Annotated in this window: 16 protein-coding genes and 1 tRNA gene; 10 read left to right on the top strand and 7 right to left on the bottom strand. The window is 71.0% G+C overall.

The genetic code is table 11. The features are described 5' to 3' along the window. The first annotated feature begins 407 nt into the window (after positions 1-407). The 4 genes from ACWCV9_RS20505 to ACWCV9_RS20490 all read left to right on the top strand — a co-directional run bounded on the left by ACWCV9_RS20505 (position 408) and on the right by ACWCV9_RS20490 (position 4,018). Positions 408-737, top strand: a complete 330-nt coding sequence (locus ACWCV9_RS20505) for a hypothetical protein (RefSeq protein ID WP_450788431.1) — start codon at positions 408-410, stop codon at positions 735-737. 103 nt (positions 738-840) lie between these two features. Continuing rightward, positions 841-1,353 carry a restriction endonuclease gene (locus tag ACWCV9_RS20500; RefSeq protein ID WP_450788429.1) on the top strand — a complete coding sequence of 171 codons (513 nt, stop codon included), beginning with the start codon at positions 841-843 and terminating at the stop codon, positions 1,351-1,353. A gap of 209 nt (positions 1,354-1,562) precedes the next feature. After that, complete coding sequence (locus ACWCV9_RS20495) at positions 1,563-2,564, top strand: hypothetical protein (RefSeq protein WP_450788427.1); 1,002 nt, start codon at positions 1,563-1,565, stop codon at positions 2,562-2,564. Beyond that, positions 2,561-4,018 (top strand): DUF5131 family protein, encoded by a 1,458-nt coding sequence (locus ACWCV9_RS20490; protein ID WP_450788426.1) that lies wholly within the window; start codon positions 2,561-2,563, stop codon positions 4,016-4,018. Before ACWCV9_RS20495 ends, ACWCV9_RS20490 begins: the two co-directional genes overlap by 4 nt. Positions 4,019-4,323: 305 nt before the next feature. On the opposite strand, the gene ACWCV9_RS20485 is transcribed toward ACWCV9_RS20490, so the two are convergent. The 3 genes from ACWCV9_RS20485 to ACWCV9_RS20475 all read right to left on the bottom strand — a co-directional run bounded on the left by ACWCV9_RS20485 (position 4,324) and on the right by ACWCV9_RS20475 (position 11,395). Further along, positions 4,324-6,003, bottom strand: coding sequence for a SpoIIE family protein phosphatase (locus ACWCV9_RS20485; RefSeq protein ID WP_450788424.1), 1,680 nt, complete (start codon positions 6,001-6,003; stop codon positions 4,324-4,326). Between the two features lie 255 nt (positions 6,004-6,258). Next, positions 6,259-10,458 carry an nSTAND1 domain-containing NTPase gene (locus ACWCV9_RS20480; RefSeq protein WP_450788422.1) on the bottom strand — a complete coding sequence of 1,400 codons (4,200 nt, stop codon included), beginning with the start codon at positions 10,456-10,458 and terminating at the stop codon, positions 6,259-6,261. A 403-nt stretch (positions 10,459-10,861) separates the two neighbouring features. Beyond that, positions 10,862-11,395 (bottom strand): hypothetical protein, encoded by a 534-nt coding sequence (locus tag ACWCV9_RS20475; protein ID WP_450788420.1) that lies wholly within the window; start codon positions 11,393-11,395, stop codon positions 10,862-10,864. A 174-nt stretch (positions 11,396-11,569) separates the two neighbouring features. Between ACWCV9_RS20475 and ACWCV9_RS20470 the strand changes: the two genes are divergently transcribed. After that, the gene (locus ACWCV9_RS20470; RefSeq protein ID WP_450788418.1) at positions 11,570-12,064 is read left to right on the top strand and encodes a hypothetical protein; all 495 of its coding nucleotides are present in this window, start codon (positions 11,570-11,572) and stop codon (positions 12,062-12,064) included. A 113-nt stretch (positions 12,065-12,177) separates the two neighbouring features. Beyond that, positions 12,178-12,366, top strand: coding sequence for a ferredoxin (locus ACWCV9_RS20465; RefSeq protein WP_450788416.1), 189 nt, complete (start codon positions 12,178-12,180; stop codon positions 12,364-12,366). A 193-nt stretch (positions 12,367-12,559) separates the two neighbouring features. On the opposite strand, the gene ACWCV9_RS20460 is transcribed toward ACWCV9_RS20465, so the two are convergent. Continuing rightward, positions 12,560-12,970 carry a DUF6344 domain-containing protein gene (locus ACWCV9_RS20460; RefSeq protein ID WP_450788414.1) on the bottom strand — a complete coding sequence of 137 codons (411 nt, stop codon included), beginning with the start codon at positions 12,968-12,970 and terminating at the stop codon, positions 12,560-12,562. A 349-nt stretch (positions 12,971-13,319) separates the two neighbouring features. Here ACWCV9_RS20460 and ACWCV9_RS20455 point away from each other — a divergent pair, with 349 nt between their 5' ends. After that, positions 13,320-13,448, top strand: a complete 129-nt coding sequence (locus ACWCV9_RS20455) for a DLW-39 family protein (protein ID WP_003999697.1) — start codon at positions 13,320-13,322, stop codon at positions 13,446-13,448. 328 nt (positions 13,449-13,776) lie between these two features. After that, positions 13,777-15,066 (top strand): hypothetical protein, encoded by a 1,290-nt coding sequence (locus ACWCV9_RS20450; protein WP_450788450.1) that lies wholly within the window; start codon positions 13,777-13,779, stop codon positions 15,064-15,066. Here the strand turns inward: ACWCV9_RS20450 and ACWCV9_RS20445 are convergent. Both ACWCV9_RS20445 and ACWCV9_RS20440 read right to left on the bottom strand, forming a co-directional pair. Then, entirely contained in the window at positions 15,030-16,460 is a 1,431-nt protein-coding gene (locus ACWCV9_RS20445; protein WP_450788412.1) for a serine/threonine-protein kinase, read from the bottom strand. The genes ACWCV9_RS20450 and ACWCV9_RS20445 overlap by 37 nt on opposite strands. A gap of 161 nt (positions 16,461-16,621) precedes the next feature. Beyond that, on the bottom strand, positions 16,622-17,170 hold the full coding sequence (locus ACWCV9_RS20440; RefSeq protein ID WP_385841576.1) for a helix-turn-helix domain-containing protein: 549 nt from the start codon (positions 17,168-17,170) through the stop codon (positions 16,622-16,624). A 183-nt stretch (positions 17,171-17,353) separates the two neighbouring features. On the opposite strand from ACWCV9_RS20440, the gene ACWCV9_RS20435 reads away from it, so the two are divergent. Both ACWCV9_RS20435 and ACWCV9_RS20430 read left to right on the top strand, forming a co-directional pair. After that, positions 17,354-17,426: transfer RNA gene (locus ACWCV9_RS20435), tRNA-Ala, on the top strand. A 138-nt stretch (positions 17,427-17,564) separates the two neighbouring features. Continuing rightward, on the top strand, positions 17,565-19,073 hold the full coding sequence (locus tag ACWCV9_RS20430; RefSeq protein WP_450788411.1) for a DUF4246 domain-containing protein: 1,509 nt from the start codon (positions 17,565-17,567) through the stop codon (positions 19,071-19,073). Between the two features lie 49 nt (positions 19,074-19,122). Here ACWCV9_RS20430 and ACWCV9_RS20425 read toward each other — a convergent pair whose 3' ends face one another. Further along, positions 19,123-19,821, bottom strand: coding sequence for a DUF5324 family protein (locus ACWCV9_RS20425; RefSeq protein ID WP_450788409.1), 699 nt, complete (start codon positions 19,819-19,821; stop codon positions 19,123-19,125). Between the last annotated feature and the right edge of the window lie 280 nt (positions 19,822-20,101).

Here is a 20,101-nt window from a genome sequence, read left to right as displayed (position 1 = left end):
TCCAGGTCGTTCGTACAGTGGCGCGCTCCACCTGGACGCCAGGAACCACGCCTGCTCCACGGTGTGTGGGTCGACGGCGTACGGGATGGGAGCTGAGGTAGTGGTGGCTTGGGAAGGACACACGAGTCTCCACCGATTCGCCTCCAGACTGATCATTCAGCAGTCGGAAGATGGCCCCCGAGCGTCTCCCGCGCTCCGTCGATGAACCGACGTTGGAGATCACCTCGACGACCAGAGAAGGTCGCGAACCCATCACTTAGGCGGACAAAGAGTGGCAGATCGCCGGTCTACCCTGTGACCTCAGCTAGGTAGTCGCATTCCTCGGCAGCGAGGCCACTCAGTTCCCTGGCTGCCTCAGCAACATCAGGCGGTCCTTCGAGTAAGACGCCGGGTAGCGCCCTCCAGAGTTGATCAGTCAGATCATGTATACGCCGGATACGGTCAGAGTCGAGCGACGAAGGTTCGTCAATCCAGAGGGCAGTCGCTGTCTGGTCGACCTGAACAGCGAGATCGAGGAAGCGGACATAGGCCTCACGTCGGACCTCGCGATGTCGGACAGCGCGTTGCTCAGAGCGCTCTTCTCGGGCTTGTTGCGCCTGTTCCCGGGTCTGCCGACGAACGCCCCAGAAGGCGAACCCGCCGGTGACTGCCCCCGCAGACAAGGTGGAAATTGCCGTGATCAAGGCGACAGCTACGGTGTCATTCACGGACGCCAGTCTGCCTTGCTGACCAGGTGAGGCCGCCCACAACGTACGTGATCTCTCCACTTGGGACGCTACCGCCCCAGCGGGCCACTCCAACTTGGAGCGAGCGTCGGTGCGGAGGGGCTAGCTTGCCTTCGTGACCTCAACATCGAACCCGCTCTGGCAGCGTTATGAACTGTCCGTTCGCGAGATGCTGAAGGCGTTGGACCCTGACGCCACGGTTGTCCACGACGAACATGTCATGGGGCGCTTGAGCGGGACGCGACGACAGGTGGATGTTCTGGTGACTGGGAAAGTACTGGGCCTGGAGATCACTGTTGCCGTTGAATGTAAGCGCCACCAGCGGCCGTCCAGCATCGAGGTCGTGGACCAGTTCATAGGCAAGATTCTGGATATTGGAGCCGACCGAGGGATTCTCTACTCGTACTCGGGGTTCTCAAGCAGCGCAGTGTCCCGGGCCGTCGGGTCATCCAACCCGAGCGTCATGACCATCGCGCTCGACACACCAGAGATCATCGAGCGTGCGGCTCCGGGTTACCCGGCTGACCTCCTGGTCCAGGACCAAGCACCTCAGTGGCTGGAGGAGATGGACGAGGACGCCTTCCGGCGCTTCCTCACCGAGGGGGAGTGGTCCAAGTTCTGGTCCTAGTCCACGCCCCGTGATCGTTCCGGGCCCATCGCCGGCCGCCGTGGCACACCAAAGAAGGAAGTGTTTCGGTCATGAACGGTCAGGAGTGAGCACGAATTGCCACTCGTCATCTCATCACGCCCCTAAACCGCTATAACCGTCATCAGCACTCCGCACCATTGGTACGGCCCGCTTCATGCTGCGGGCCTCGCAGGGGGAGGAATCGCGGCGTGGCCAAGCGGATGGATGTTGGTCGTAGTGGCTGGCGAACCAACGCCAAGCACAACATGCTGAATCAGCTGATCGGCCAGGAGGTCGGGGCCAGCCCGCGCCTGCCGAAGGCGCCTCGAAGACTTGTGTGGTTCGATCTCACAGCTGGTGACGCAGCGGTCCCCGGCGACGAAGAGTGGCGCCGTTCCTGCTCGCCAGGCATCCTCGCCTATCACGCCTCGAAGTCGCAGCTCCCCGTAGTGGTGAACCTGTACGAGATCAACCCAGAGACTTACGGGCGTCTGCTGGCGAACCTTGCCGTGAAGCTGCCCGAGTTCGGCTACCGGAAGGAGGAACCGAACCGCTGGCGGTGCGGACGGTCGGTCCTACAGGTCTTCAATCAGAGCGGCGTAGACGCGGACATCGGCGACGTCCGTTCGTATGACGCTGTCTTTGTGATCAATGACCCAAACTCGATCACGGAGTGGGCCATGAGGATGTCTTTCTCCCGTGAGATCAGCAGCCGCAACGTGACCTTCTTCCGGAGCCTCACGACCATGGGGTGCAACGCTAGCGGCTTGAAACGAAACAAGGAAACGCGGCGCACCCGTATTGAATGTGTTGACCGGGTGGGTGCCTTCCAGAGGAGCGTCCCTCGTTTTCGAGACCTATGCTTCGCTGCGATCATCCGTGACGACGCCCAGTGGGCGTACCTCATCGAGACGTCTGACAAGTGGAGAGAGAAGACTGAGCAGCTTGTGAGGGGCGCGTTCAAGAAGTACGACCGGGGGACATCGATCAGCTGGTACCGGACGGCGGCAGGGCAGTTCCGTGGAGACATGCTCCGACTGTTCCTGACCAAGGCCGAACGCGAAGGCATCCGCGGCCATGAGGACCGCTGGCTGACTGCTCCCCTTGTTCAACGAATCGAAATGATCGGGGCGTCCGAAGAGGCCCCAGTGCCAGAGGCTCCCGTACAGATGGGCCTCTGGCCTACCGATGTTGAGGACACTCCTGCATGAGCACCCTTGGCCCCTTCGAGGTCCACCCCTTCGCCGACGTCTTCCCTCTAATTGAAGGGGAAGAGTTCGACGACATGGTCCTGGATGTGAAGCGCAATGGCCTCCGGGATCCGATCCTGCTCAACCATGATCGTACAGTTCTCATTGATGGCCGGAACCGATACCGCGCCTGCGACGCCGCAGGAGTGGAAGCAGAGTTCGAGACCCTGCCGGCGGGCTGCTCAGAAGCTGAGATCCTGGACCTGATCGTCTCCAAGAACATCGCGCGGCGCCAGTTGACTGCGGGACAGCGGGCCTTCTTGGCACTTGAGTACGAGAAGGCGTTCGCTGAAGAGGCGAAGGAGCAACAGCGCGAAGCTGGCCGCCAGACCCTCCAGGCGTTGAAGCAGCGGCAAGGAGACGACGAAGATTCGCCGCTTGTGGCGGATCCGCCACAAGCGGCAGACCGAGAAGAGGCCAAGTCCCGCACCAAGGCCGCACGAGCGGTCGGTGCTTCTCCACGCGCAGTGCAGCGCGCCAAGTCCGTCGAGACGTACGCGCCGGAGCTGGTGGAGAAGGTTCGCTCAGGGGCCATGCCGCTGGACCAAGCAGAAAAGCAGGCTCGGCAACGACGCAAAGAGATGGCGGAGAAGGCTCCGGTTGAGAAGCCCACCTCCATGATGCTCACTCTCCGTACACATGACGGCAGGGAAGTCGAGTACGCCAAGCCCGAAGGTAAGGCGACCTTCAACCAAACCGACGGGGACGGAATCTCGTGGGCACGGTGGTCGTGGAACCCCATCACCGGCTGCCTGCACGGGTGTGACTACTGCTATGCGCGGGAGATCACTCTGCGCTTCAAGCAGGTGAATCCTGCCGGCTTCACGCCGTTGTTCCATCACGAACGCCTGCTGGCGCCCGCTAACACGAAGATCCCAGAGCAGCATCTTGATGATCCTTCCTGGCGACGAGTCTTCGTGTGCTCCATGGCGGACCTCTACGGGCGTTGGGTTCCTGAGGAGTGGCTCTTGGAGGTGCACTCGGCCATGCTCAGTAACCCGATGTGGGAGTACCTGCTGCTGACGAAGTTCCCTGCCCGGTACAACAAGGTCGACCTCCCACCGTCAGCCTGGGTCGGCACGAGTGTTGACGAGCAGAAGCGCGTACGGATCGCCGAGGATGCCTTCCGGCAGATTGAAGGCGTCAAGGTCAAGTGGTTGTCCTTGGAGCCGCTCAAGGAGCCTCTGGAGTTCAGCGACCTCTCCATGTTCGACTGGGTGGTCATCGGCGCGCAGACAGAGACCTGGCAGGGGGAAGGTGTGGATCGCAAGCAGGTTCCTGCCTTCGCTCCGCCCTTCGACTGGGTGACTCGTCTAGTGGCGCAAGCCCGGGAAGCCGGCTGTCGTGTGCATCTAAAACCAAATTTGGTGAACGGTCGCCCCGGGATGCAACTGCCCGATGAGTACCCTGTGTAGCGACATCTCCACCAACGGTACACGTGTGACTTGAGGGTGCGCTGGGTCGCCCTGTCAAGAGGGAGCCTGAGTATGACACCAACGGCTGACACCAACAGGCGCGGACAGCGGCGACCGGATCCGGTTCTCAGCGGACACCCGACCCAGGACGGCAGGGAGTTAGCCGGTGTCGTCGGCTCCCCTTGATCGACCTGATAAGGATGAGGCCACAGGTTCAAATCCTGTTAGCCCCACCAACGAAAAGACCCCCGGTCCATTGGGCCGGGGGTTTTTGACACCCATGCTTGAACGGCGGGACGTTCACGTCAGCAAGCCGTGTCCGTGCCGTGGCGGACGGCCAGGAGGGCCACGTCGTCGTCGTTGTCCGGTGGGCGGGCCCGGGCCAGGAGTTCGTCGGTGAAGGGGTCCAGGGGGCGACCGGCCAGGGCTGCGGCGTGCCGGCGCAGCCGGTCCAGGCCCTCGTCCAGGGTGTGGCCCGGGGACTCGATCAGACCGTCGGTGTAGAGGACCAGGGTCGAGCCGGGTGGCAGTTCCGCCGTTGCGTCGGGGCGGGGTTGCTCGGGGGTGACGCCCAGGAGGATCCCGTGGCCGTCGGTCAGATAGTGGGCCTCACCCTCGCTGGTGACCAGCAGGGGAGGCGGATGGCCCGCGTTGGTCCAGGACAGCTCGCACCGGCCGTCGGGTGTCTCGCTCATGCGGGCGAAGATCAGCGTGGCCATGGAGACCTCGGCGATGTGCAGGGTCGCCTGGTCGAGCCATTCCACGATCTTGCTCGGTGGTTTCTGCTGGGACACGGCGTACGCCCGGAGCATGTTGCGCAGCTGGGCCATGCCGGCCGCGGCCTCCAGGTCGTGGCCGACGACGTCCCCCACGGCGAGTGCGGTGGTGCCGTCCGTCAGGGTGAACGCGTCGTACCAGTCGCCGCCGACGTGGGAGGCGTCCGGCGCGGGCAGGTAGCGGGCGCTCATGCTGCGGCCGGGCGAACGCGGCAGCTTCGGCAGCAGATGGCGCTGCATGGTCTCGGCGACCTGGCGCTGGCGCTGGTAGAGGCGGGCGTTCTCCAGAGCGAGGCCGGCCCGCCGGGCGATGTCCTCCAGCAGGGCGGTCTCCGCCGCGGTGAACCGCTCGGGCTGGTCGGCGCGGCCCAGCGTGAGGGCGCCCATCACCTCGTGCAGGCTGCGCAGCGGGACCACGGTGGCCGAGTGCATGCCGGTCACCTCGAACAGGCGCCGCTGTTCCACCGCGATCCCGGAGTCGGGCGGGCCCTGATAGGTCTCGGGGCCGGCCATGGAGGACGCGACGCCGCGCAGGGCGAGGGAAAGGGGCATCGAGGACTCCTGCGGCACCGGCGGCATGGGCCCCTGGAGGTCCTCCCGGAACACCACGGTGCCGTTCTCGGCGTGGGCGACCGCGAAGCGCCGGACTTCGTCCCGTTCGCCGATCAGGTCGATGACGCTCCAGTCGGCGATCCGGGGCACCACGAGGCTGATCAGGCGGCGCAGCGCCTCGTGGATGTCCAGGGTGGAGGTGAGCAGGGTGGTCGTCTCGGCGAGCAGCGCGAGCCGTTCCAGTTCGGAGAGGCGTCCGCCGGCCGGTGGCCGCTGGGCGGGGCGCGTGGGGCGCCCCGGGGAGTGGAAGAGGACGAGCGTGGCCGCCGGGCGGACGGGCGTGACCAGCCATCCCACCGGCAACAGCGTGCCGTCTCCGCGCTCGAACCACTCGTCCTCACCCTGCTCCGTGTGCCCGCCGAGCGCGCTCTGCCTGAGGCGGCACTGGACCAGCGGCACGGGCTCCCCGCAACCGGTGCGGTGCAGCAGATCGTGGGCGTCCCGGCCGACCAGATGATCGGCGGGCCGGGCCAGGAGCTGTTCGCCACGCGTGTTGACGGCGACGATCACCCCCTGCTCGTCCGTCAGGTAAGCACCCGTGCCGAGGCTGTCGAGTGCCCGCGCAACCGCTTCCTGTGAACCGACCGGGCCCGTCATCGCCGCCTCCCGTCACCAGAGACTCCCGCCGGACTCCCGCCCCGGAGATTGCCTGGGCCGCCGCTGATCCGGGTTCCCGCTGGGACACTGCTTACCCGACCTGCTGTTCGTCGAGGCCGAGTCGTGGTGACCGGGGCATGAAAAGACCCGACCGCTGGCGACGGGGGATGCACCAGCGATCGGGCTATGGCCAAGGGTAACAACTTTGGGCGGTCCGCGGGGCCAAGTCGGAGGGAAATAAGGCGGGTTGGCCGATCATCGACCACACGGAGGGTCGTAGGAGAGGCGCGGGAGGTACTCGTGCCACTTCTCCGGGGTGAGGACGCCGCGGGTCACCGAGCAGATGTGCCGGATCGCCGCCTCGTCGTCCAGGCTCCACAGCCGGACCGTGTCGGTGCCGCTGGACACGCCCAGGACGCGGCTGCCGGGGCTGAACGCCAGGAAGTTGCCCGTCTTGGCGTTGGGGGTCATCGACTGGCCGATCGGGGCGGCCGCGGCGGGGTCGGTGACGTTCCACAGCCGGACCGTGTTGTCGTTGCCGCCGCTCGCCAGCGTGCTGCCACTCTGGCTGAAAGTCAGCGAGGTGACGGCCTCGGTGTGCCCGGTGAGCGGGGCGCCGAGCGCGCTCGCGGCGGTCGGGTCGGTGACGTTCCACAGCCGGACCGTGTCGTCGTCGCTGCCGCTGGCCAGGGTGTGCCCGTCCGGGGTGAAGGCGAGCGAGTTGACGGGGCCGGAGTGTTCGGCGAGCGGCCGGCCGAGCGGCACCGGGCGGGCCGGGTCGGTGACCCGCCAGAGCCGGATGGTGCTGTCCGCGCTGCCGCTGGCCAGGGTGCGGCCGTCCGGGCTGAAGACCAGGGCGTTGACATAGCCGCGGTGCCCGGTGAGCGGGGCGCCGAGGGGTGCGGGGCGGGCCGGGTCGGAGACGTTCCACAGCCGTAGCGTGTGGTCGTCCCAGGCGGTGGCGAGGGTGCGGCCGTCCGGGCTGAACGCGAGCGCGTCCGGGCCCATGAAGCGGGTCGCCAGGACCAGCGGCGGTCCGGCGACGACCGGGTGGGCCGGGTCGGTGACGTTCCACAGATAGATCCGGCGGGCGCCGGTGAGGACGGCGAGGGTGCGGCCGTCCGGCGAGAAGCGCAGGTCGCGCGAGCCGTCGTCGGCCCGCATGAAGGGCTTGCCCAGCGCCACCGGCCGGCCGGACCGCGTCACGTTCCACAGCCGGAGCCTGCCGTCCCGGGCGGCCGTGGCGAGGACCCGCCCGTCCGGCCGGAAGGCGGCACTGCGGCCGATCATGTCCGAGGCCGGGACCGACCACAGGCGCACCTTGCTGTCACCGCTGCCGGTGGCGAGGGTGCGGCCGTCCGGGCTGAAGCCCAGCGCGTACATCTCCCCGCTGCTGCCGGTGAGCGGCTCGCCGATCTGCGAGGGGGACGACGGGTCGCTGACGTTCCACAGGCTGGCCGTGGAGTCGGCGCTCGCCGCGGCCAGCCGTCCGCCGTCGGGGCTGAACGCCACCGACCAGATGGGGCCGGTGTGCCCGGTCAGCGGCTGGCCGAGCGGGGCCGGGTGCGCGGGGTCGGTGAGGTCCCACAGCCGGATGGTGTCGTCGGCGCTGCCGCTGGCCAGGGTGTGGCCGTCCGGGCTGAAGGCCACCGAGTGCACGATGTCGGTGTGGCCCCGGAGGACGGCCGGCAGCGCCTTGGGGTGGCGCGGGTCGGCCGTGTTCCACAGCAGGATCGTGTCGTCGTCGCTGCCCGCGGCGAGGAGCCGCCCGTCGGGGCTGAACGCCACCGAGCGCACGGCGGCGGTGTGCCCGTGCAGCGCCTGGAGCTGCCGCGCCCGGTGCGGGTCGGCCACGTCCCACAGCCGTACCGTGCTGTCCTCGCCGACCGAGGCCAGGGTGTGGCCGTCGGGGCTGAAGGCGACCAGGTAGATCGTGCCCTTGTGACCGGTGAGCGGCCGGCCGACGGGGGACGGGTGGGCGGGGTCGGTCACGTCCCACAGCCGGATGGTGCCGTCGTCGCCGGCGCTGGCCAGCGTGTGGCCGTCCGGGCTGAAGACCGCGCTGCTCACCCAGCTGGTGTGGCCGGTGAGCGGGATACCGAGGGGCTTGGGGCGGCTCGGGTCGGTGACGTTCCACAGCCGGACGGTCCGGTCGTAGCTGGCGGTGGCCAGCGTGTGGCCGTCGGGGCTGAAGGAGGTCAGGTAGACCGCGCCGGTGTGCCCGGACAGCGGGGTGGCCAGCGGGGCGTTCACGATGGAGATCAGCCTGCTGTACGTGCCCTCGTCGTCGGGGCGCAGCCGGTGGGCGACCAGGTCCAGCTGGGCGGCGAGCGAGGGGTCCGTGCGCTGCGCCCGGTCGGCTTCCGCGAGCACCTGTTCGAACACGGCGTCGTCCCGCTGCTGCCAGGCGATCACGGCCGTACCGCCGGCGAGGATCGCCAGCACCACCAGCGCCGCCACCGCGGCCCGGCTGATCCACACCGTGCGCTTGCGCAGCCGTACCGAGGCGGCGAGGAACTCCACCGCGCTGCGGGTCAGATAGGTGTCCCCGGCCGACCGCGCCCAGCTGCGGGCCTGCTCCAGCCGGGAGCCCCGGTACAGCAGCGAGGAGTCCCGGCCCGAGTCCTCCCAGGCCCGGCCGTCCTCCTCCAGCCGCTGGCGCAGCAGATGGTCGTTGCGGTTGTCGTCGATCCAGTGGCGCAGCCGCGGCCAGGCGTGCAGCAGCGCCTCGTGGGTGATCTCCACGGTGTCCGCGTCCAGGGTCACCAGCCGGGCCTGGACCAGCGCCTCGAGGGACTCCTCCGTCTTGCCGGGGTCCGCCGACTCCTCGGCCAGCTGGCGCCGGGTGCCGCGCCGCCGGGTGGCCTGGGTGTCCTCGCCGAGCCGGACCAGGCGCAGCAGCAGCAGCCGGGCGGCGGACCGGGCGGCCGGGTCCAGGCCGGACCAGGCGCGCTCGGCGGTGGCGGCCACCGCGCCCTGGATGCCGCCCGCCGCGCGGTAGCCGGCCAGCGTCAGCTTTCCGGCCTTGCGGCGCTGCCAGGTGGCCAGCAGGGCGTGCGAGAGCAGCGGGAGCACACCGGCGTCGTGCGCCCCGCGCGGGCCGTCGGCGCTGACCTCGCGCACGATCAGCTCGGCGAGCCCCGGCTCCAGCTCCAGGCCCACCGCCTTGGCCGGGCCGGTCACCGCCTCGCGCAGCTCGCCGCTGGTCAGCGGGCCGAGCACCATGTGCCGGTGCTGGAGCGCGTCGGACAGCTCCGGATAGCCGAGGCACTGCTCGTAGAAGTCGGCGCGGATGCCGAGGACGACCAGGACGGGGGCGTCCGCGGAGGCGTCGGCGGGCGGGGTGCAGGCGGCGTGCAGAAGCTGGATGAAGGTACGGCGGTCCGCCTCGTCCGGGCAGAGGGTGAAGGCCTCCTCGAACTGGTCCACCACCACGACCGGTCGGCAGGCGGACGAGGTTTCCCGGTCCGCCCATGCGGTGACGGCCTCGCGTACGGCGGCGGCGATCTCCGGGGCGTCACAGCCCGGCACGGCCGGGTTCCGGGATGCCTCCCGCTCCGCTTCGCGTGCCTTCGTGGCGACCGGGCCGAGGTCGGGGATACGGCGCACCAGCTCGGCGAGCGGGTCGGCGCCGGGGACCAGCTGGACGACCAGGCCGTGCGGGGCGGGGGGTGCTGTTGTGGTGGTGCCGCCCGGGGCGGCGGCGGGGGCTTCGGCGGCCGTTCCGGCGTCCGCGGAGGTCCCGCCTCCGCCCCCGGCCGGTGCGGTGCCCGCCGGATCGGGGCGGCCGGTGCCGGTGATGCCGTTCAGGCAGCCGTCCCGGACCACGGGGACCAGACCGGCGTTCAGCAGGGAGGACTTGCCGGCGCCCGAGGCGCCGACCAGCATCACCAGCCCGCCGGTGCGCGCGGCGGCGCGGAGCTGCTCGACGAGCGCGTTGGTGCTGCGTTCGCGGCCGAAGAACCAGCGGGCGTCCTCCTGCCGGTACGGGGCCAGCCCGCGGTACGGGCACACGCCTCCGCTGAGGGGCGGCGCCTGGGCCGGTGGCGGCTGGTTCTGCTCCTCGGCCGATCCGGCGGCCACCGGACGGTCGCCGACCGGGTCGGCCAGGGCGCGTTCCCACAGCCGCTGCCAGTGGCCGATGTCGTAGAGCCCGCTGGAGACCGGGGTGGGCCGGGCGCGCCGGGCCTCCGGGATCAGGATCTGGAGGACGGCCGCCAGGGCGGCGAACTGGGCCGGCACGTTCTTGGCACGGCGCCAGTCGCTGATCCGCTGGGCCGACACCCGTACGGGCCGGCCGCGCTCGTCGACACGCTGGAGCCGTACGACCGACTCCGCGACGCTCTTGAGGGGAGGGTTTCCGGCCTCCTTGTACAGCAGCGCGAGGCGCTCGGCGAAAGCTGTGCGTGCCCCTGAGTCGGAACCCAAGGTCCCACCCCTTACTTCCCCCCGCATCTGGACGTCCGGACCGGAAAACTCACCTTATACGCCTGACCTGCGGATAAGGCCTGGACCGGACACCGGAATCTCCTCGTGGGCCGGAACAGATGGCAGGATCGCAACCCCGGTAGCGGGACGGTCACGGACCGTCCGAACAGGCCACCGGCTCAGTGCTCGAAAGAGGCAGCCCATGGCGCCGAATGTTCTCGGTCAACTTCTGTCGATGCCGAACGCGGGGAGCGACGACCGCTCCATGGGGTGAGCCCATGGGGGTCGCCCGGAGATGTTTCGCCCCCTTTGCTTCGACCCGTGCCGTTTCGCCGACCAGGCACGGGCCGACGCTCCTGCACCGTTCGGTACCGGTCCCCACGAGGGGAGGGACCGGTACCGGACGGGCGGGAGAAACCACTGAGTCCCGCTAGGGGCGAGGCTCCGGCCAGCCCGCCGCGCGTGCCGCCGTACGGGCGTCGTGCTCGGCTCGCTCGGCGGCGGCGTTCCGCGTCGGATCCTGGCCCGGCGCACTGCCGCCCGCCGCGGCCGCGGCCGCCAGGGAGGCCGCCAGCGCCGCCCGCAGGGCCGCCGCCGCCTCGGATGCCCCGCCCGGACCGGATGCCCCGGATGCTCCGACCGAACCGGGTTCGTGCCCCGACGCGGCCAGTTGGGCGGCCAGGGCCGCGCCGGCGGCGGCGTTGCGAGCGCAGCGGGCGTCGGCCGCGGGGTCCGGTGCGGCCGCGGCCAGCGCGGCGAGCGACCGTTCCGTCAGCCGCAGCGCGCTCGCGGCCCTGGCGGCCAGGTCCCTGGGCACGGTCTCGGCGGCTTCCCGGCCGACTCCGGCGTACCGGCACGCGGCGACGGCACGGGCGTAGGCGCTGTGCGCCCGGGCCCGGTGGGCCGCGCACACGGCGGCCTCGCTCGCGGCCCCCGCGCTCTCTTCCGTTGTCTCTGAGCTCATCCTCGGCCTCCCTCTCGGTCCGTCCCGGGGCGGGCGTGGGCGCGGGCAGGGTGTCACGCCGGCCGTGAAGAGGCCAGAAGAACGCCATGGCTATCTGACGGTATGTCAGCTACGGTCGCCCTCCGGCCGTCCCCCCAGAGCCTGTGTGCCGGGGAGAGAAGGGGTGAGTGAGGGATGGAGAGCAGTCCTGCCTGCCCGCGACCGTCCGGCGAGCCGCGCTGGGTCGCGCTGTTCCACCGGCCCGCCCGGGGATCCGGCGATGGTTCCTGGAACGTGGGCGCGCAGTCGCCGTACCGGGCTCCCGTGCTGTACGCGGTGGGGGACATGACCCGGACCCTGCGCGCGCGGGGGGAGGAGGTGACGGTCGCGCTGTGGGGGCCGCGCGAGGGCGCCTGGCACCGCTACGACGCCCAGGCCGCCGCCGCCCATCGGTCCGGGCCGCCCGCTCCGCACGCCCCAGCCCCAGGCTCCGCCCCGGCACCCGCCCGGTTCGCGGAGCGCATGGCGGGCCGTCGGCACCAGGTGCTCGTCGCCGGGCTGGCCAAGGCGGGCCTGTACGAGCTGGGGCCCGAGGACGAGGCGGCGGTCCGGGCGCTGGCCGACCGGCTCGACGAGCCCACGGTCCGCCGGGTGGCCCACTGGCTGTCGGCCGCGGGCGGGGAGCGGTAGCCGGAGGGCGGGAAGGACCGCGCGGGGCCGCTCGGTTCGGTGTGTCCTCCGCCGGGCAGTGACGTCCTGGAAGTCAGGCAGTCAGGAAGTCACCGCTGAGGGCTGGAGGATGCATGAAGGTCTCCGTCGACCGCTCGCTGTGCTACGGCTCCGCCGAGTGCGCGCACCGGGTGCCGGCCGTGTTCGCGTTCGAGGACGGGTACGGCGTCGTACGGCCCGGACGGGAGGAGTCGGGCGGCGCGCCGGAGGTGTTGGAGGCGGCCGAGCGGTGCCCCTCGCAGGCGATCCTGCTGACGGAGTGAGCCGAGGGCTCCTCGGGGGCATGGCGTCCGGGCATGGCGTCCGGGCATGGCGTCCGGGCATGGCGTCCGGTCCGGGGTGCCCGGTACAGCGCGAGACCCCCGGCCGAGCCCGGCCGGGGGTCTTTCCGTGTCGACTGGTGCGTACGCAAGTCGCCTGGGTCGAGACGTTGCGGTACTGCGGGTGAGCCGGGGGTCAGCAGGCCAGGGGTGCCGACCGCTGGTCGTCCGTCCGGTGTCCGGTCCCGGTCGCGGAGGGATGGGCGGGCTCCTGCGGGTCGTCCTGGGCGTTCTCCTGCGTGCCGGGCAGTCCCCGGCGCCGGCAGCGGGGGGTCTTGCCGTGGGCCTCGGCCCGGATCCGCTGCTTCATCGTGGGGGGCAGGGCCTTGCCGTGGGACCAGGCCCAGTGGCGTGGTGCCGGGATCGTCGGGACGGTCCTGGTCGCGGTCTTCGTCGCGGTGCTCGTTCCGGTGCCGGTGTTCTCGGTCCGGGGTGTGGCCGCCGCGGCCGTGGCGGTCGTGGCGGAGGCGAGTCCGAGCGCCGTGCACAGCGCGAGGAAGGCGGTGACGATGGCGGTCCACAGCTTCATGACCTTGTTCTGGGTCATGGCCCCTCACTTTCGGGTTGGGCGATTTGCGTACTTTCCTCATGATGTGTATGCGGATCGCGAAGTGGTGGACCGACGCCCGTGGCGCGGCGATGTTCAGATGAACACCACTCGGATGGCCGTAAGAGGCCCGCAAAACCCCTGAAAGCTGGCGAGAGTGAGCGAAGGGGGAGCAAAAGTGACCGTCCGTGGGGGTGTGATCACCCTCCGATCGGAACGGTGCGGGGCGTGCCTACTGGGCTCCCGCGGGCGGGAGTTGGGGCCCGACGTAGGTCACCGATCGATATCGGTCGGTGTGTATAGTCGGGCGCCAGAGGTCCCCTACGTCAACGAAAGACGAGGTCGCGCGGTGAAGAAGCTGCTCCTGGTCGCACTGGCCGCCATCGGCGGTCTCCTCGTGTACCGCCAGATCCAGGCGGATCGCGCCGAGCAGGACCTGTGGACGGAGGCGACTGACTCCGTGCCCACGGGTTCGTGAGTACCGACACCAGAATCTGACCAGGACCCCGGCCGCCGTCGCGGCCGGGGTCCTGTGCTGTTCCGGGCTGGCGGCTCGCGGCTCGCGTTGCGAGGTCGCGGAGGGTGGGGTACGGCGGTGATCGGGGGCGGTGTGCGGGGCAACGTGCTCGCGGGGTGTTTCGGACGGACGTGTGCGTTGTCCGGATGGCGCAGTGACACACGGGGCAGGATGGGCCGGTGACTGCGGCGGCCGGGCGGTGAGCGACAGGGGGTGGCGCGTGCGGGGGCGTACAGCGTGGTCGAGGCGGGGCGGCCGGCGTTCGACCACTCGCGCCGTTCCGGCCGTTCTGGCTGTGCTTACCGTGCTGACCGGACTGCTCGTCGGGGTGTCGGCCGGGCCTGCCGTCGCCGCGCCGTCCGGACCGGGGCCGTACGCCTTCGCGCCCGGCGCCCGGAGTGTCGAGGGCGCGGCCGGACGGGCGGACGCCGGGCAACTCGCCCCCGGCCGCACCTACCGCAGCCGCCTCCCGGCGCACGGCACCCTCTCCTACCGCCTGGACCTCACCGCCGCCGACACGGCCTACGTCCCGGTCACCGCCGTACCCCCGGCGGACGCCACCGTCTCCGCCACCGACGGCATCCGGGTGTCCGTGCAGGACGCGCGCGGCACGCCGTGCTCCTACTCCGCCGCCCGCTTCGGCGCCGCGATCAGCCCGCGGCCGGTCACCGCACTGGGGCGGCGGGAGACGGACAGGACGGTGTGCCAGGGCGCCGGGACGTACTACGTGGTGGTCGAACGCCTCGGCACCGCCGTTACCGGAGCGGTCGGCGGGAACGGGGCGGCGGCGCGGCCCTGGGATCTGGAGATCGCGCCCGTCACGGAACCGCGCCTGGCCCGCCCCGGACCCACCGGCGCGCCGCGGACCTGGGACTCCGCCACACCGGAACCGCTCGGCGGCGAGCCCCGCGACCGCTCCGGCGGCGCCGGCTTCGCCTGGGCCCGCTCCCTCGGCCCGGGCGTCTGGCGTACCGCCCTGGTGCCCGGCGCGACCCAGTTCTACAAGGTGCCGCTGGACTGGGGGCGGCAGCTGCACGCCTCCGCCGAGCTGGCCGGCTCCCCCGGCCACGGCTATGTCGGCGGCGCCCTGACCCTCTCCCTGCACAACCCGGTGCGCGGCCTCGTCGACGACACCTCCCTGGGCTACACCGGCACCCCGAAGTCGGCCGCCCTCCCCCCGCTCCCGCCGGTGGCGTACGCCAACCGGTACGCCGTCCCCGCCGCGGTGACCTCGGTCCGCTTCGCCGGGGACTACTACCTGGTGCTGCACCTCAGCGAGCGGGTGGCGGCCACCTTCGGGCAGGGGCCGTTCGCCGTGACGCTGCGGGTCCGGCTGTCCGGGGCGGCGCAGGCCGGGCCGGAGTACGCCGGGCGGCCGGAGCCGGCCGGCGTCTTCACGGTCACGGCCCGGGACCGTGAGGTGGCGCTTGTCGGGGCCACCGGGGGCGGCACCCGGATGAAGCTGGTCGCGGCCACCGGGATCGGGCTCGGGACCGCGCTGCTGCTGGTGCTCGCGGTGTGGACGCTGGCCGCCCGGCGGGCTCAGACCCGGGCCAGCGCCCAGAAGCCGACCGCGTAACAGGCCAGCGCCAGCAGCAGGATCGGGATCGCGGCCCTGGCCGGAGGCCCGGCCCGGCGGCGGCTCCGGCGCGCTCGCCGGCCGCGCACCGGAGCCACCGCCCGCACCGGAGCCACCGCCCGCACCGGAGCCGCCGCCGGCATCGGTATCGGCGGGGCGAAGGGAGGCGGGGTCCGCGGGTCCCGGGCGGTGTACGCGGCGGTGGGGGGAGTCGGGGAGGAGGGAGTCGCGGTGGGGGGAGTCGCGGGGGGCCAGGCCGGGTGCTGCGCCGGATCGAACGCCGGGTGCCCGTAGGGGGATTGGGAGGCGGGCGGCGGGGTGTACGGCCCGAAGGAAGCGGCCCGCTCCTCCGGGGGCGGCGGCAGCCGGAAGCTGCCGGTGTCGGAGGGGGTCGGCACGTCGGAGACCCGCTCGGAAACCGCGGACCCGGCCGCGCCGGACCCCGTACTGCTTCCCGTGCCGCTGCCCGCGTCCTCGGCACGGTCCCTGAACGCGTGCACCCCGCGGGCCGGTTTGAGCGGGCCCTCGGGTCCGAAACCGGGCGGCAGCGGGCCGAGTTGGTCGAAGACCTCGATCAGCTCGTCGTCCGGGCCGGGCTCCGGCAGGAGTTCCGCGGCGGCGGCGAGGGCCTTGCGCGCGCCGGTGGCGGTGCGGAACCGGGCCGCGGGGTCGGGCTGGAGCAGGCCGGCGACGACCTGCCAGAGCGGTTCGGGGACGCCCTTGGGCGGACCGGGCGTGCCCTGCTCCACGAAGTACTCCACCAGCGCCTTGGCGTCCGGCTTGGCGCCCTGAAGGAGATACAGGGCGACCAGGCCCACGGCGAACAGGTCCGCCGGGTAGTCGGGGTCGGCGCCCAGCATCTGCTCGGGGGCGAGATAGCCCGGCGTTCCCACGACGAGGTTGGTCTCCGTCAGCCGGGGTTCGCCGAGCCGCATGGCGATGCCGAAGTCGGACAGCCGCAGCCGCGGCCGGCCGGTGCCGGTGGCTTCGAGCAGCAGGTTGGCGGGCTTGATGTCACGGTGGACGACGCCCTCGGCGTGGACGGCGGCGAGGCCGGACAGCAGCTGGTCGAGCAGGGTGCACACATAGGCCGGGGGGAGCGGGCCGTAGTCGCCGACCAGGTGGACCAGCGAACCGCCGCCGACCAGGTCCATGGTGAACAGCACCTGGTCGTCGTCGGCGGCCCAGCTGGCCGGGGCGAGGACATGGGGGTGGTCGATCCGCAGCGCCTGCTCGCGGACGAAGCGCAGCAGGGAGTGGGCATCGCGCTGCTGGAGCACCTTTGCGGCCACATAACGGCGTCGGCGGTGGTCCCAGGCGCGCCATACGGCCCCCACGCCGCCGCGTCCGATCGGGTCGGCCAGCTCGTACCGGCCGGCGAAGACCTCACCCATGACAGCCCGACGCTCCTCCCCCTCGGCTCACCCCGGTCCCCCGTGCGGTTACCCCTTGCTTCCCCGGTGATGAGCGATACGAACGCCCCCGTGACGGGCGGTACGCCCGTGGCGTCGCGCCCCGGTGCTCTTCCCCCCGAGCCCCGCGCGGCCGCCTCGGGTCAGTTCTGGTGGGACTGGTAGTGCGCGACCGCGTCCGAGGTGCGCCCGGCGCCGTACACCCGCAGGAACTCGGCGAGTTCGGGGTGGGCGGGGGCGAGGCTGTCGGCGGCCTCGATGATGTCGCCGGCGGCCGCGACCGAGCGCAGCAGCGACTGGATCTCCCGGACCACCCGCTTGACCGTGGGCGCCCCCGAGCTGCTCGTGGTCTGCGTGGTGTTGCTGAGCACGGAGCCCCCCTGTGACTTCTTGATCTCGTCCATCCGCTCGGTCGCCTCGGCGGCGCTGACGCTGCCGTCCGCGACCTGGGCCGCCAGCTCCTGGAGCAGCTGCACCCGCTGGACCACCGCAGGATTGCCGATCTTCGCCCGCTGGCCGCTCATCAGCTGCGACAGCATCGGAGCGGACAGGCCGAGGACCGCCGCGAGACGGGCCTGGTTGAGCCCGAGATCGTCGATGAGCTTACGGAAGAGCGCCCCCAACGGCTCCCCGTACCAGTTCCGCTGGAGCTCCCGCGCTCTGGCGGTGGCTTCCTGCTGTGCGGCGTCCATTGCGTCTCCCCATCGCTTCCCCTAAAAAAACCGCGGTTCGCTCACGCGAACCACGTCGAGCATCTTACGGAGAGTGGTCATCGGCGGGGACCCCCAATCTTTTTGCGGGATACCCGGGGTCACCCGGTACTCTGGTCTGCGGCGCCACCGGAACCCGCTTCCTCCGGTCGGCCGCTCCTTCCCGGGGCCTTAGCTCAGTTGGTAGAGCGCCGTCTTTGCATGGCGGATGTCAGGGGTTCGACTCCCCTAGGCTCCACTCCCTTACACCCCCCTGACCTGCGGAAACGCTGGCAGGGGGGTGTTCTTGTCCCCGCCGTGCCCCGCCCGGGCCGCGGTGTCAGTGCCCTCCCGTAGCCTTCCGGTCACCGCACATCGCCCCGGAGGAACAAGAGACTTGACCGGCCTGCCTGCCTTCCCGCTCCCCTTTCACGCTTCCCGTTCCCTGCCGTACGCGACACCCCGGACGCTGCGGGAGCTCGAGATCATGGAGTGCAGCGCCCACATCCGGGCCAAGCCGGGGTGGTTCGACAAGATGCACGACGTCGGCATCGTCGCCCGGTGGACGCGGGAAGCGCTCGCCCAGGGCCTCACCGAGGCGCAGGTCCGCTATGTGCTCGACGAGCTCGGGCACTACGCGGCGCTGCGGGACGCTCGGACCGGCGTCGAGGTGTCCGCCGTCGACGGGGTGTGGCAGTCGGACACGCTGGTCGACGACGGGCTCAGGGCCCGGCTGCGCGAGGCGGTCCGGGTTCTGGAAGAGGTCCCCGAAGCGGAACGGGACTGGCATCCCGGCTCCGGCGGCCTGGTGCTGGACCTGGTGCATCCGTCGCTGTTCTGCCTGGTCAGAGGGGTGAGCGGCGAGCCGGAGCGGGCCTGGCGGAACCCGACGGACCGGCATGCGCGGTACGAGTTCTCGGAGCGGTTCCAGTGGCTGCCCACGGACGTCGACGTCAGTGACGACGGTGACGTCACCTTCCGGTCGTACGTCAACAACGTCCACCCGGAGAACCACCGGGACCTGGCCGCCGTCCTGCCGGACGTGTTCGCGCGCATGCGCCCGCTCCTGGAGAACGTGCTCACCGATCTGCGCCATCCGCGGCCGCTGCGGATCGAGGTCGATCCCTACGGCTGGTACGCCTCGGAGCCCGAGTATCCGGACAAATCCTCCTACAGTGACAAGGAGGACTACGGCGAAGCCATCCGTGCCTGGGAGACGGCCCGCGACGAGTGGTGGGAGAACCGCCGCCCGGTCGTCCCGGACGCCCCGGCCTTCACGCCGCCGGAGCCGCCCGGGGACGGTGCCCGGGTCGATCTGCGCGGCCGCGGTCTCCAGGTCATCGTCAAGCTCGCCACGATCCATCTCACCCCGGACAAGCCCGAGTACCCCGGCGGTTCCTGGCATGTCGAGGGGATGCTGAACGAGCGGATCGTCTCGACCGCGCTCTACTACTGGGACAGCGAGAACATCACCGAGAGCCGGCTGAGCTTCCGGACCGCGCTCGACGACCCGGAGTACGAGCAGAACGACGACAACGGCATGCGCGAGGTCTACGGCCTGGAGAACGAGGACGCGCTCAACCAGGTACTGGGATCGGCAGCGACCCCGGCGGGCCGCTGCCTGGCGTTCCCGAACGTCCTGCAACACCGGGTCGGCCCGTTCCGCCTCGCCGACCCCAGCCGCCCCGGGCACCGCAAGATCCTCGCGTTCTTCCTGGTCGACCCGGATCAGAAGATCGTCTCGACCTCCGATGTGCCACCGCAGCAGCCGTGGTCCGACACCTCGACCATGACCCTGGAAGAGGCCAGGGGATACCGCGAACAGCTCATGCAGGAACGCAAGTTCTTCGTCGACGAACACAACGAGCAGCTCTACGAGAGGGAGTTCTCCCTCTGCGAGCACTGAGTCCTCTCACTGCGCCCTCTCGCCGAGCCCTCTCGCGGTGCCGGCCGGCTCACCCCCGGTCGTCCCCGTCCCCTTCCTCCTCCGCCTGCTTGGCCTGTACCTCCGGGTCCAGCACCGAGGGTCCGGTGCCGTCCACCGAACTCAGCCGGCCGGTCTCCGGGACCTCCGTCGCGGCCGGCGGTTCGACCAGCCAGTCGGGGTTGGCCTGCTTGTCCCACCACTTCCAGGCCGCGAAGGCGCCGGCCGCCAGCACGGTGAGCACCGCCAGCCCCTTCAGCGCCCGGCCGCGCCGGGACCGGCGGACATTGCGCTCGGCCAGCTTCTGGATCTCCTCGGCCGAGACATGACCGCGCAGCGCGGCCAGCGCGGCGGCACCGCGCAGCGCTGCCTCGTCGTACACGGGCGCGGCCGCGGCCATGGCCTGTTCGATCTTCGGACGGGAGTACTCGGCGGCCTGCTGGGCCGCCTTGCGGGTGCGTACGGCGGCTTCGTGCGCGGCCAGGTCCACCTTGGTCGGCACATGGGTACGAGCCTGCTCCAGACGCGGGGCGAGCCGGGCGTCGTACTGCACGCGGGCCTGTTCGGCGGCCTGCGACACCACGGGCGCCAGCCGTACGCGTGCCTCCTGCGCGTAGTACGCGGCACGCTCCTTGGCCGTGTCGGCGTAGGGCGCCACCACTTCCGCGGCGTGCAGCACGCTGTCCTTCGCCGAGCCGGTCGCGGCGCGCACGCTGTCGATGCGGGTCACGGGTTCCTCCTCCTCGGTGGCGTACGGTATTTCGACTTTCCACCCTTTTACGGATCATGCCTGCCGACAGCCAGTGCGGCATGCGCGGTCGGGCATATGGGTGCCGATCGCTTCGTTCGCCTCCATCACAGGTGAATTCCGGGCAACCGCACCTTCCGTCGACCCTGCCACGAATCGCCGCCGCGCGCCGCCTCACCGGCCGTGTCGGCGCATCTCATGCACCTGATGACCGACGCGCGGCGAGCGTTCCGGGCCGTGCGAGGATCGGGGCACCACAGGA

The sequence above is a fragment of the Streptomyces sp. NPDC001606 genome (assembly GCF_053596835.1).
Note: the sequence above shows the minus strand (reverse complement) of the source record. Positions and strands in the feature narration are given on the sequence as shown.